Raw genomic sequence first — 13,268 nt, 5'->3', positions numbered from 1 at the left:
CGGAGTTTTAGTGACTGACGAAAACAGACAATTGCACCCAATGTCCCGCAGATTCCGTGGTTTTTTACCCGTCGTTGTCGATGTGGAAACCGGCGGATTCAACCCGGACCGTGATGCTCTGCTGGAAATAGCTGCAGTGATGCTGACGATGGACGAGGACGGCCGCTTGCACCGTGCTGAAACCCACCTACAACAGATTGATCCGTTTGAGGGTGCCAATCTGGAACAATCGGCATTGGACTTCACAGGAATCGACCCCTGGAATCCGGACCGGGAGGCTGTGCCCGAGCGTGAAGGGTTGAGCGAGATTTTTCGGCCCATACGCAAGGCGGTCAAGGCGCATGATTGCAAGCGTGCGGTATTGGTAGGCCACAATGCGACCTTCGATCACAATTTCGTATTTGCAGCGGCTCAGCGGGCAGAAATAAACCGGAATCCTTTCCACCCCTTCTCCACGTTTGACACAGCAACCCTTGCCGGCCTGGCCTATGGCCACACGGTGCTTGCACAAGCCTGCAAACTGGCTGGTATTCCATTCAGCAACAAGGAAGCCCATTCCGCAGCTTACGATGCAGAAAAGACGGCCGATTTATTCTGTGGCATTGTGAACCGCTGGCTGGATCTGGGCGGATTTCCGCCACCTTTCATGTTAGATGAAAGCGAATAGCAAACAGAACCCACAAAAAAACCCGCTTATGCGGGTTTTTTTGATTCGGCGTTACAAACAAGCTTTGCTTACCAGTGGATGCCTCGCATCACCGCTGCAAATGCCACCTGCTCTGTGGACACCTTGGGCTTTTCAGTAGCTTTTCCACCTACGGCCTGAGTTGAGTCCGGGAACATACGGTACCCCGTATTCATCACGATCTCGCCCACCTTCGGAGCCAGTGCGTGCAACACCTGGGCAGTGATACCAAGGCGCGTAGCAACTCGCTTGGGGCGTTCAATGATTGAGTTGGTTACCAGATCGGCAGCCTCTTCCGGCGAGAGGGTCGGCACGGAATCGTAGATCTTGGTAGGTGCAATCATGGGTGTTTTCACCAACGGCATATTGATGGTGGTGAAGGTTACGTTGCGATCCGACCATTCAGACGCCGCACACCGGCTGAAGGCATCCAATGCAGACTTGGAGGCCACATAGGCAGAGAAGCGTGGTGCGTTAGTAAGCACGCCAATGGATGAGATATTCACCACATGCCCACGACGACGCTCAAGCATGGATGGTGCAAATCCCATGATGAGGCGCACAGAGCCAAAGTAGTTCAACTGCATAGTGCGCTCAAAGTCGTGGAAGCGATCAAACGACAGGGACAATGACCGACGAATCGAGCGCCCTGCATTGTTGACCAGCACATCAACGTGGCCGTGGTTATCCAGAACGGTTTTCACGAACCGGTCACAATCTTCCATATCGGAGAAATCGCACTGGTAGGCATGCACATTGCCACCCTTGGCTTCCAGAGCGGCACTCACCTCATCCAGAGTTTCTTTTGTGCGAGCGCCAATAACCAGAATAGCACCGGCTTCTGCCAGCTTTTCTGCAGTGGCCAAACCAATGCCAGAGGTGGCACCGGTTATCACGCACACTTTGCCACTAACCGTACCCTTCAAGGTGCGATCTTTGAACAGATCGGGATCCAGGTTGCGCTCCCAGAAATCCCAGAGCACGGGCGCATAGTCCTCAAGGCGCGGCACATCGATACCGGTTCCTTTGAGTGCTCTCTCGGTTTCCCGAGCATCAAAGCGCGTGGGGTAATTAATGAAAGACATTACAGAGCGTGGGATACCCAGATCATCCAGCACTGCGCTGGTGATCTGCTTAACCGGCGGCAGGTTCTTCAGGCTCTGGCGGATAAATGGCGGGATAAACCCGAACATGCGTGAATCAATACGCATACCCATCTTGGGTGCGTGACCAGCCTCACAGAAAATATTAAGGATTTCGCCAACCTTATAAGGGTCGGTATCCACCAGGTGGAAGCATTTCCCGTCTTCGCCTTCCAGGTGTGCAATGTGATCCATCGCATTTACAACGTAGTCCACGGGAACAACGTTCAACCTGCCACCTTCAACACCAATGGTCGGTACCCACTGAGGCAGAGTGCGGCGAATTTTCTGAATCAGTTTGAAAAAGTAATATGGACCATCAATCTTGTCCATTTCACCTGTTTTCGAATGGCCAACAACCATGCCTGGACGATAGATGCGGAACGGCACCTTGCACTCTTCGCGCACAACCTTTTCGGATTCGTGCTTGGTCATCAAGTATGGGTGATCCAGCTTTTCAGCTTCTTCGAACATATCCTCGCGAAAAATGCCCTTGAACAGCCCCGCTGCTGCAATGGACGAAACATGGTGAAAATGCTTTGCCTTCATGGCTTCGGCAGCATTCACAGCTGCTCGTGTGCCTTCAATATTCGTGGCCTGTTGGGCTTCTTCATCGGCACCCATATCGTAAACGGCCGCGAGGTGGAAAAAATGATCAACCTTTCCTGCCAGTGCTTTAAGCGTTTTGGCATCAATGCCCAGATTCTTGCTGGTGAGGTCGCCAATAACAGCTTTTACACGGGACTCATCGACACCCCAAGCTTCCCTCAGAGCATCAAGTTTGCCCTGAGACTGCTCTCGCACCAGCAGGTGCACAGTGCCGCCGCGTGCCAATAATTTTTCCACAAGAAAACGGCCAATAAACCCGGTACCACCGGTCAGGAAATAATTCATTGATAATCCACCCTGCTTGTTGCTCTGTTGTTGTCTATCCATGCTAACCGTCTTAGACCAAAGTCTTAGAACGACCTTTGACGGTCGGCATTGTACTTAATTGCAACCTTCATGTATCGGTCTATTTTAGAGCTTTTACTCTGTAACTCATTGTTTTAAATAGAGCCATTACTCTAAAACCAATTTCAGACGAGTGTTCATTTTCCCGACACATTGAAATTCAGACTAGCACAGTAATCGTCGCGCGCCCTCCCTGCTGATGAATTACCGCAAAGCAATGAAACAGCCCGACAGCAATGCGATAATCCGGAACTTATTGCCTCTTCAGGCGTCAGTCCTTTTCACAGACCAAGCGATATCCGGAAACCAGAGCATGCAGAACGACAACCCGAATACAGAACGCTACATCGCCATTGCCCGCGCCTGCCTGAAAGCCATTAATGATACGGCGAAAAATGCCGGCGACAGGGAGCAGAAAATTCAAGCGGTATACCAAGCCATCGATACCGCATTTCAGGCAGAATTTGCAGACTACCGCAAGTCTGTCGCCATTATGGCATCGGTTCTGGAGCGTATTGCGTCTGGCGAACTCGACGACGGTAAAGCAGCAGATCTCGCCCGCAAGACCCTCGACCAACAACCGGATAGCACTCGCAAAACAATGATGCACTGAGCACCATTTACCAGCTCGCGATCGTATCTATTCAGGCTCCAAAACGGATAACAGAGGCTTTATGCATATCAGCTTTCCAACAACTGTTCGTATGCGGCTGCTGGCTGCAAAAGTATTTGCACTGCTTTTGCTTCTCTTTGTCAGCTTGCCATCATTGGCAGAAACATCCCCCGACAAGAGCCCCAATGACAACAACGAATACCGTTTCGTTGAGCTGAGTAACGGTTTGCGAGCCATTCTGATTTCCGACAAACATGCACAAAAAGCCGCCGCCTCTATGAATGTGGCTGTCGGCAGCGGTGATGACACGAGAGAGCGAGAGGGTATTTCGCACTTTCTTGAACACATGCTGTTTCTGGGCACGGAAAAATATCCAGAGCCCGGTGAATATCAACAGTTCATAAAAAGCCACGGTGGCAGCCATAACGCCTTTACCGCTTTTCGTAACACCAACTACTTTTTTGACATACAGGCCGATTATCTGGAATCCGCTCTTGATCGCTTCGCCCAACAATTTGCCGCCCCTCTGTTTACCGCTGAACTGGTCGACCGTGAGCGCAACGCTGTACATTCAGAGTTCAGTGCCAAACAGAAAGAAGATGGTCGACGCTTTTATTCAGTCAAGAAAGCCGCCAGCAATCCTGAGCATGCATTCCACCAGTTTGCTGTCGGCAACCTGACCACCCTGGAAAACACCGATGACAACCCCCTTCGGCCCGACCTGATCGAATTCTGGAGAACCCGTTACTCTGCCAACCTGATGACGCTAGCGGTATACGGTCCCCAATCGCTCGATGCGCTTGAAGCCATGGTACGAGGGCGCTTTGATGCCATCGAAAATCGCAACCTGAAGCCCAAGGTTCACTCCGCTAGCCTGCTGAGTGCGGATACACTACCTGCCAAGATAACTGCAGAAGCCATCAAGGATGTGCGCAGCCTGTCCCTGTCGTTCCCGATGCCATCGCAGCAAGAAAACTACCGCACCAAACCCGCCAGCTACATTGCCAATCTTTTGGGGCATGAAGGCCCCGGAAGCCTCTTTGATGTACTCAAGAAGAATGGCTTGGCAGATAGCTTGTCTGCCGGCATAGGAATGGATACGGGCACAGACGCCACTTTGGACATAAGCATTGCGCTTACGCCCGAGGGCCTTAGACGGCAGGAAGAGATCGTAGCTCTGGCATTCCGATACATCGACATCATTCGTGATCAAGGCATCAGCCAGAACCGTTTTGAAGAAATGCAGCAACTGGCCCGGATCGACTTTCGCTTTCGCGAACAAAGCGAGCCCATGCACGAGGTTATGCGCCTTTCGAGCCAACTCCAGGATTATCCGGCAGACGATCTTCTCAGTGCACCCTGGTTAATGGAGCGGTACGCGCCCGATCAGTATCAGGCGATTCTTGCCCGGCTAACCCCGGAGAACGTGATGGTCTATTTGCTGGCTCCGCAGCTTGAACTGAACAACCCGAACCTAACCCGGTGGTATGAAACCCCCTGGCAACTTGAGCCTCTGGATGTGAACAGAGTTGAATCCAAAGCGCCCAAAGCGCTGGCCGATGCGCTTCGGCTTCCGCTACCCAACCCGTTTGTGCCTGAAAACCTCACCATGGTATCTGGCAAAACCATGAGTAAGCCCGAGCTCTTAAGTAGCGGCGATGGCATGGCGATATGGTTTGCACGGGATACGCGCTTCAACACACCCAAGGCCAACGTGTTTTTCAGCTTGCGCACCCCGGCAGCCCGTGTGTCTGCCCGTAGCAGCGTGCTTACGCACTTGCTGGTAGACAGCATTAACAGCAACCTGAATGCCTGGGCTTATTCCGCACGCCTTGCCGGGCTCGACTACAGCATTTACCCGCATTTGCGTGGCATTACCGTGCGCGTCGGTGGCTATAACGACAAGCTCCACACCTTGATGAATCGCATTCTTATGCAGATTTCAGCGCCCCACATCACGCAGCAGCGGTTTGATATCGCCAGACAAAACCTGATAGACAGCTTACAGAACAAAGCCAAGGACCGGCCGGTGGCCCAGACATCCGAGTTCATCCAGACGGCTCTGCTGGAAGGCGCCTGGAGCACCGAAGAAAAGCTGCGCGCAGCTCGGGAAGTCACCCGCGATGAACTCATATCATTCACCGAGGCACTGCTCTCGGAAGTAGACCCGGTGCTGCTGGCACATGGCAATATTACGGAAGCCTATGCTCTTAACCTGGCACAGCAAATTGATGCCATTGTGTTGGGCAAGAGCGATTTTGTAGCAGTTGACCGCAGCCGTGTCAGAAAGTTACCAGCCAACGAAATGCTCGTTTCTCTGGACGTGGCGCATCCGGATACCGGGTATACGCTTTACACGCAGGGCAATAACACCAGTTTTGAAGAGCGCGCCCGCTTCCGCCTGCTTGCACAGATTATAAGCAGCCCGTTCTATGAAGAAATACGCACCACTCGCCAGCTTGGCTACATTGTGTACGCCACACCGTTTGAAATGCTCGAGACACCGGCTTTGGGCTTTGTGGTTCAGTCTCCAGGCGCCAGCCAGAGTGACATAGACCAAGCAGTTCGCGAGTTCACAGTAGGCTTTGAGGAGACGCTCGGAAATTTGGACGAACAGCGACTAAAGCAGGAAAAACAGGCGGTAATCAGCAGCATTTTGGAGCAAGATCGCCAGCTGGGTGAGATTTCAGGTCGCTACTGGCGTGAGATTGACCGGGGCTCAGATAGCTTTGATTCCCGCGAACAACTCGCAAAGGCTATTAACGCTGTGAGCCTTGAAGAGCTGAAAGCCACCTTCCGCGATTCAGTTCTAAACAGAGACAGAGCATTGCGTGTCGTAACTGGCGGAGAGGGCCTGGGCGCAAACGAAGCCCAGGAGCTTATCCTTCAGCAACCACCAGTTACTGCAAAGTAAGCTGAAAGCGCGCCCAATCCTCTGGCTCATCCACATCCCAACGGGGCTCCAGCAAACCAATGCTGAGCCCCAGTTTTTTCAGCCGAATGCAGGTTTGCTCGAGTACGCCCTCAGTGCCCCACTCGATGCCATCAAGCATGCCAGGAACAATCCGGCGAGCACCAATCAGCACGTAACCACCGTCATCAGACGGCCCCAGGACCACATCGTAGTGTTCAAGGCCAGACACCGCCTGGTGCACATAGGCCGAATCGACCGATGGGCAATCGCTGCCCACAATTAATGCGTGGGCGTGTGATTGAAGGCCGCTCTGCAGAGCATTTAGCATGCGACTCCCCAGATTAGCGCCCTGCTGTATGCGCTGCTCCAGCCCCCGTTGCTCAATGGCGCCAACAACCTCTACCGCATCAACAGGAACAGACTCTACCTCTCTATCCCACCAGAACTGCACTGTAAGACCTGAACGATGCAGGTTTTCGAGCACCGCAAGCGTAAGTGTTAAATGTGCTCTCAAAGCCCCATCAACACCCAGCGCAGGTATAAGGCGCGTTTTTACCCGGCCCGCTTCCGGCCATTTAGCAAACTGCATCAACACTGCATTAGAAGAGTTAGTCTTTGCCATTTCGAACATCCGACCGGTAGGAGTGAGCAAGGGTTTCCGGGGACTCCCCGCGCCAATATCGCCAGCGCATACGCCACATAAGAAAAATCGTGTGCCAGACACCGCCCTGCTCCCAGCGCCGGCTATCCGTTATGACTGGGTTCTTTATGCAGTAAGGGCGGGAAACAAGCCGAAGCCGGCGGGAAATCTCAATATCTTCCATGATGGGCACAGGCTCGAATCCCCCGAGGGCTTCAAACACATCCCTGCGCACAAACAGCGCCTGATCGCCCGTGCAAATGCCCGTTAGCCGTGAGCGCTGGTTCATAAACCAGGCGATGGTCTGGAACATCACTCCACGTCCGCTCAATCGCGCATTGAAACGACCCCAGGCCCTATCGCTTCGAAAAAAACTTGTCAGGCACTCCAAGGCGTTTAGAGGAAGGCGGGTATCCGCATGAAGAAACAGAAGGACATCGCCCTTGGCAACAGAAGCACCTGCGTTCATCTGCACAGCCCTCCCCCTTCCAGACTGAACAACGCTGCTCGCAAATGGGCTAGCCAGTGCGGCGGTACCATCGGGACTACCGGCATCCACTACAATCAGTTCGTGGCCTCGGGCGCGTAACGGTTGAAGGGCCTCAAGTGTCTCCAGAATACCTGCAGCCTCCATCCAGACAGGTACAATAATGCTTAACGAGAAAGGATCAGACAAAGCACGCTCCCAGAGCAACAGAAATCACGGTAACACCTTGAGCCATAAGCCTCAGGCCGTTATCATACCGATCTTCTTAAAGAAGCGCCTTCGTAGCTCATCTGGATAGAGCGTCCCCCTCCTAAGGGGAAGGTAGCAGGTTCGAGTCCTGCCGAGGGCACCAGTTACCCTTCCGCACCAGTCCGAAACCCACAATAAACCACTGTTTTTAAAGATTTTTACCGAATAATCCATCCTTATCGATCCACAATATTCCGCCCCAATCTACACGTTCTGGGGGTGCATCTTGGGGTGCAATCTGAAATGCACCCCGTTATAGCAGATTTTGCACCCCCAAAAAGAGTTTAAGCCCCGTCATGTCTAGACCGCTGAACCTTCTGACCGATAGAAAAGTCCAATCCGCGAAGTTCGAGAAACTCGGCAAACGAACCAAACTCTCTGATGGAGCCGGCCTGTATCTGGATATCCAGCCGTCGGGGAAATACTGGAGGATGAAGTATCGAAAGGGCCGCATGTATCCTTTTGTTCCTTTCTATAGTTGCTCCGAGTCTCTGGGACGATCGTGAACCGGAATACTACGAATCTTGACGATTTCTTGATATTTTTCTGAGCTAGCTCTGACACACATCCCTCTATTCTGCACTCTCATTAATGATTCGCTCTGGCGAACTCTCTAAATGCGAGTGCAGACATGTCTTCATCCCTCCCTTTCAGAAATCACTCCCTACGCGAGCGCATGTACCGCGGGGTCAGTTGGGCCGGAGCCTACGCTCCGATATTAATGCTGTTTTTTAAAATACTTCTCATCGGTAGCCTTTCCAGAGCACTGTTGGTGGCATGGCAGTTCGACCGGGTGGTAGAGACATCGGTATGGCCTGGTATCTTTCTCCATGGACTTCGAGCGGATCTGATCATGGCTGGCATGGTAGTGGCACCTCTGGTATTGCTTCTACCGATTCTGGGTCATCGTTTCAGCTGGCCAGTTTGGAAGCGCCTGACGTCCTTTTGGGCGCTGATTGTCGTTTTCACATTTCTTTTCATGGAACTTTCCACGCCGACCTTCATCGCCGAGTACGATACACGGCCCAACCGCTTGTTTATTGAATACCTGAACTATCCCAAAGAAGTGCTGAGTATGCTGTGGGAGGGCTATCTACCTACCGTAGCCTTAGGGATCATTCTGTGCATTTCACTGACCATTCTATTCGCCTGGCTGATGCAGCCGTGGGAGCAAGAGACCTCTCCTGGTAACTACCGTAAAGCAATCCTGGTATGGCCCATCGTAGTTCTCGCTGTGTTCATGAGCGTTCGCTCCACCACTGGCCATCGCCCCGCCAATCCGGCAATGTTTGCACTGACTTCCGATGCCCTCGTGAATTCTCTGATTATCAACTCATCCTGGTCCGTTGCATTCGCGGTCTACAACCTCAAGCATGAGGAAGATGCAGGTGCCCGTTACGGTCAAATGGCAATGTCCGAAATACTGAAAGAGGTCAGGAGCGCACCATGGCTCAGTGGAGCCGAATTCAATTCCACGCAATTTCCGACGTTGCACCATCAAACGCCTGTAAAAGAGCGACTGCGCCCTCATAATCTGGTGATTGTTCTGGAGGAAAGCCTGGGCGCGACTTTTGTTGAATCGTTAGGTGGCCGTCCGGTCACGCCTCGCCTGGAGGCTTTGAAGGAGTCTGGTTGGTGGTTCGAGAATCTTTATGCAACGGGTACACGCTCTGTTCGGGGTATAGAGGCTGTGGTATCGGGTTTCCTGCCATCTCCGGCTCGCAGTGTGGTTAAACTGTCTCTGTCTCAAACCGGCTTTTTCACGCTGGCTGATTTGTTAAAACACGAAGGCTACGACACGGGTTTTATCTATGGTGGAGAAGCGCATTTTGACAATATGCGCAGTTTTTTCTCGGGCAATGGCTTTGACAAGATCCTGGATCAGCAGAACTACACCAATCCCGCTTTTACCGGAAGCTGGGGCGTAAGCGATGAAGATGTATTTGCAAAAACCCACGAAGACCTCCAAAAGCTTCATGCCTCCGGAGAACCCTTTTTCCGACTGGTGTTCTCGTCATCAAATCATACACCGTTCGAATACCCGGACAACAGAATTGAGCAGTACGACGAAGAGAAAAACACCGTCAATAATGCCGTCAAATACGCGGATCATGCCTTGGGTGATTTCATAGACACCGCACGGAACAGCGACTATTGGAAAGATACTCTGTTTTTGATTGTGGCTGATCACGACGCCAGAGTTTGGGGGGATGAGTTGGTCCCCATCAAGAACTTTCAGATTCCGGGGCTGATACTCGGAGCAGATATGGAAAGCCGGCGCATCGAAACAATTACAAGCCAGATTGATCTCGCACCGACGCTGCTTTCGCTCATGGGTATTGCCAGTGAGAACCCCATGGTAGGGCGTGATCTGGTGAAGTTTCCGGACGCACCCGGCCGGGCGGTTATGCAGTTCAACGATTACTACGCATGGATGGACAACGACTTCAACGTGACGGTATTACGCCCTAATCAAAAGCCGCTGGCAGGGGTTTATTCAAGAGAAACAGGAAGCACTCGATATCTCGAAGGTGCGCCGCAAGAAACGGCCACAATAACAGCTCTGGCTCATGCTCTGCTCCCTCTTAACCTGTATCGGAAAAAAGCCTACGGGTTACCTGATGCAACCAGTCAGACAAAGTTATGAACGTGGATCAGAAACTCTGTGCCTTCATTGTCCGACTGCGCAATCTCCAGATCCCAGCCCAGTCGTTCACAAACCAACCGGACGATCAGTAACCCAAAAGTGGCGCTGCTGAACTCTCCAGGCTTGGAGTTGTTGGCGCTGGGCGCAACAACAGAACTCAGGCGTTCAGTTACTTTGATGGGAAGCCCGGATCCGAAGTCTCGCACCGAAATTCGGTTCTCGATCATTCTAACCTCCACTTCGGCACGGGTGTGTCGAAGTGCATTTTGCAACAGGTTGCGCACTAACATACGCACCAGAGCGGGATGTGTTGTGACTCTCAACCCCGGGCTGTTGTTATAAACCGTGATTCGTCCAGCATGATCCGGCTGCCCATGCTCAAGATCATCAATAGTGTTCTGGACGACCTCTTGCAGCACAATGGTTCTCACGTCGCTTTCGGTCGCTTCACTGCGAGCAAGTTCAAGCAAAACCTCCGTATCGTCGCGCATGGTCTGCATAGCACGGCGAATACGGGCAAGGGTTTTCTGGTCTGCCGCTGACAGACTTTGCCGCTGTTCCAACACATTCAGAGCACCACTCATCACAGCCAAAGGTGTGCGAAGTTCATGGCTGGCAAGTTTCACAAATGATTTCTCACGCTCAATGTGATGTTCAAGTTCTGACAGGAAGCGGTTAAAAGCCTGAGCAATGTCGCAAAACTCCCGATCACGGTAATCCGTGGTAATTTGCAGCATCGACGAACCGGGGGTTGTGTTAAGGACTTCACGAGTTAACTTCTTGAAAGGGCGTATCAAGTACCCGGCTCCAGAGCGGGCAACAATAAAGCCAATCAGGAGCATGAAACCAGCGACACCAGCCAGAGCTAGCTGTACCAGCGCCTCACGATTTTCCATAATCGTAATATCCTGGGCCAGGAAAAGCTTACCATCGGGGGACTCCAACTGCTCTCCCACTATCAGCAGCGTTGTCTGGCCTATCTCTACTTCCTGGGAAAATGGCAAATGGCGGCTGCGGAAATATTCCGGGAGCAAAGCTTCCGCCTCGCCTTCAGGCAGGAAAACAACCTCCAGCTGTGCTGTTTTTATGGGTTGAAAGCGTCCTTCCCGGAGTTTCTCCGTGAAATACTCGGCCTCCGCCTTGAGTTCCAGATCCAGAATGGTGTCTTCAACATCATAAACAAACACCTCAACAATAATCATTGAGGTCGCTGTGGTGGCGGCAATCAGGAAAAACAGAGTTCGGGCCAGGCGCTGGGTCAAGGATGACTTCATGGTGAGCCCGCGCGCGCTTTCTCAGGAACTTCCAAGCTGTATCCCCTCCCATGGATGGTTTTTACCAGGCCTTTACCCAGGCCTGCCTGCAGCGACTTTCGAAGTGTGTAGATATGGGTACGGAGGCTGTTTCCTTCCATTTCCCCATGACGAGATCCCCATAAAGCATCGCTCAATGCTTCATGGCTGAGAAAACTCGGATACGCACGAACCAGCATTTCAAACAGACGGGCAGGTGTGCCAGACAAAGCCGTTTTCAACCCGTTCAACTCTACTTCCAGCGTGCCAGGATCAAACCGAATATCGCCCGCTGACAGGATCGGCCTCTGTGGCGCATAGCGCCGATGCAGAGCTTCAACTCGTAGTTGCAACTCACGCAGTTCAAAGGGCTTCACGAGGTAATCATCTGCACCGCAATCAAACCCTTTTTCTTTATCGGGCAGACCGCTCAGAGCCGTCATCAGAATAACAGGGGTCTGACACTGCAGGTCGTTGCGGATACGTTTGCAAATATCATAACCATTGACGCCGGGTAGCATCAGGTCGAGCACAATAACGTCATAGCTTTGCGTGGCCAGTAGGTGCAATGCGGTCAAGCCGTCAGCAGCAAAGTCCAGTGCGTAGCGATCTTCACCCAGAAATTCGAACAGGTTTTCCGCAAGATCTACCTGGTCTTCAACGATTAATAGTCTGAGCTGTGGTTGATTAGATGTCACTCGAGCGAACTCCGTTGGCGTCAGATACAGATTGCTGGTCGTGCAGCAATCCGGGAATGACCAACAATTGATAGCGTCTATTCTCCATGACCTTTCGAGCGGAAGAGGCTAAGCCTGCTACTTTTTCGTCAGACCAGGTTCTGGGAACTACAACATACAAGCGCTGATACGCCTCGGCCGTCTGTAGGTTGCTCAACCCGCCCTTTGTCATTTCCAGAGCTGTTCCGCCTGAGTAGAATCTCGCTGAAAATGGCAGGTCATCCAGATAGATCAACGGGCTGTCGTCGGCTGTCCGGGTCAACTGATAATAGCTTACCAGCGCTTTCTCTGTCTTGAGCGACTGCCAACCCGTGGCGGTCAGACTAACGAACACGGTCAGTAAAACCGGGACCAATGCCACCAAACCACCCCGTAAGCGAGCCAATCGGAAAGCCTGACATTCCGACGCCCAACGGCCGATCAAAATAGCTGTAAACGGCAGTGACGGTAATATGTAAGTCCAGAGCGTATTGCCCGCGAGCGTAAAAAACAGCATGGGTGCCAGCGCGCTGACCAATAAAAAGCTTATACCCGGATTTGATATTGTGTTGTTTACAATACCGCGTCTTTTCCCCCTGAACCATGCAAGTGCCAGACTCACCAACGCAACGAAGCCCCACGGGAACGAAGCCCACAACCAGAACATCCAGATCATGCCTTTGGGTTGATTATGGGCGCTGCCGTAGAGATCTCCCGCCCATCCGGGATCCAGAAACCGACGCACATGCTCCCCTAAGATAAAGTAGTCCAGAAACCCGGGGGTTTTGAGCTCAGCCAATATGTACCAGGGGCAGACCAGAGCGGCCGTCATCAGGATGCCTCGCCACCAAGGCAGTCGCTGCAGGTTATTCGCCGCTTCCCGCCACGAAAGGCATAACCAAAGTACGATAGGAATTCCGATCAGAACG

Annotated in this window: 10 protein-coding genes, 1 tRNA gene and 1 pseudogene; 6 read left to right on the top strand and 6 right to left on the bottom strand. The window is 52.4% G+C overall.

The genetic code is table 11. The features are described from left to right. The first annotated feature begins 10 nt into the window (after positions 1–10). Entirely contained in the window at positions 11–667 is a 657-nt protein-coding gene (rnt, locus tag FFI61_RS17205) for a ribonuclease T (protein ID WP_200204013.1), read from the top strand. Between the two features lie 68 nt (positions 668–735). On the opposite strand, the gene FFI61_RS17200 is transcribed toward rnt, so the two are convergent. Further along, positions 736–2,721, bottom strand: coding sequence for an SDR family oxidoreductase (locus FFI61_RS17200; RefSeq protein WP_200204098.1), 1,986 nt, complete (start codon positions 2,719–2,721; stop codon positions 736–738). A 373-nt stretch (positions 2,722–3,094) separates the two neighbouring features. Between FFI61_RS17200 and FFI61_RS17195 the strand changes: the two genes are divergently transcribed. Both FFI61_RS17195 and FFI61_RS17190 read left to right on the top strand, forming a co-directional pair. Beyond that, entirely contained in the window at positions 3,095–3,394 is a 300-nt protein-coding gene (locus FFI61_RS17195) for a hypothetical protein (protein ID WP_200371864.1), read from the top strand. Between the two features lie 61 nt (positions 3,395–3,455). After that, positions 3,456–6,308, top strand: coding sequence for an insulinase family protein (locus FFI61_RS17190; RefSeq protein WP_227715033.1), 2,853 nt, complete (start codon positions 3,456–3,458; stop codon positions 6,306–6,308). Here FFI61_RS17190 and FFI61_RS17185 read toward each other — a convergent pair. Both FFI61_RS17185 and FFI61_RS17180 read right to left on the bottom strand, forming a co-directional pair. Continuing rightward, positions 6,295–6,930 carry a TIGR04282 family arsenosugar biosynthesis glycosyltransferase gene (locus tag FFI61_RS17185; RefSeq protein ID WP_200371863.1) on the bottom strand — a complete coding sequence of 212 codons (636 nt, stop codon included), beginning with the start codon at positions 6,928–6,930 and terminating at the stop codon, positions 6,295–6,297. The genes FFI61_RS17190 and FFI61_RS17185 overlap by 14 nt on opposite strands. After that, positions 6,917–7,624, bottom strand: coding sequence for a TIGR04283 family arsenosugar biosynthesis glycosyltransferase (locus tag FFI61_RS17180; protein WP_200371862.1), 708 nt, complete (start codon positions 7,622–7,624; stop codon positions 6,917–6,919). The genes FFI61_RS17185 and FFI61_RS17180 overlap by 14 nt, the downstream gene beginning before the upstream one ends. A gap of 86 nt (positions 7,625–7,710) precedes the next feature. Between FFI61_RS17180 and FFI61_RS17175 the strand changes: the two genes are divergently transcribed. From FFI61_RS17175 to FFI61_RS17170, 3 genes are all read left to right on the top strand, one after another. Next, positions 7,711–7,787: transfer RNA gene (locus FFI61_RS17175), tRNA-Arg, on the top strand. Positions 7,788–7,980: 193 nt separating this feature from the next. Continuing rightward, a complete protein-coding gene (locus FFI61_RS18090; RefSeq protein ID WP_413785041.1) occupies positions 7,981–8,190 on the top strand; it encodes an Arm DNA-binding domain-containing protein in 210 nt (69 codons plus the stop codon). 125 nt (positions 8,191–8,315) lie between these two features. Continuing rightward, positions 8,316–10,331, top strand: a complete 2,016-nt coding sequence (locus FFI61_RS17170) for an LTA synthase family protein (RefSeq protein WP_227715032.1) — start codon at positions 8,316–8,318, stop codon at positions 10,329–10,331. On the opposite strand, the gene FFI61_RS17165 is transcribed toward FFI61_RS17170, so the two are convergent. From FFI61_RS17165 to FFI61_RS17155, 3 genes and pseudogenes are all read right to left on the bottom strand, one after another. After that, positions 10,316–11,605 (bottom strand): sensor histidine kinase, encoded by a 1,290-nt coding sequence (locus FFI61_RS17165; RefSeq protein WP_200371861.1) that lies wholly within the window; start codon positions 11,603–11,605, stop codon positions 10,316–10,318. The genes FFI61_RS17170 and FFI61_RS17165 overlap by 16 nt on opposite strands. Continuing rightward, on the bottom strand, positions 11,602–12,321 hold the full coding sequence (locus FFI61_RS17160) for a response regulator transcription factor (protein ID WP_320159573.1): 720 nt from the start codon (positions 12,319–12,321) through the stop codon (positions 11,602–11,604). The genes FFI61_RS17165 and FFI61_RS17160 overlap by 4 nt, the downstream gene beginning before the upstream one ends. Then, positions 12,311–13,268 (bottom strand): annotated as a pseudogene (locus FFI61_RS17155) (glycosyltransferase family 39 protein); the annotation flags it as partial. The pseudogene FFI61_RS17155 and the gene FFI61_RS17160, both read right to left, overlap by 11 nt.

Source organism: Marinobacter sp. DY40_1A1, from assembly GCF_016597815.1.
Lineage (GTDB): Bacteria > Pseudomonadota > Gammaproteobacteria > Pseudomonadales > Oleiphilaceae > Marinobacter > Marinobacter xiaoshiensis.
Note: the sequence above shows the minus strand (reverse complement) of the source record. Positions and strands in the feature narration are given on the sequence as shown.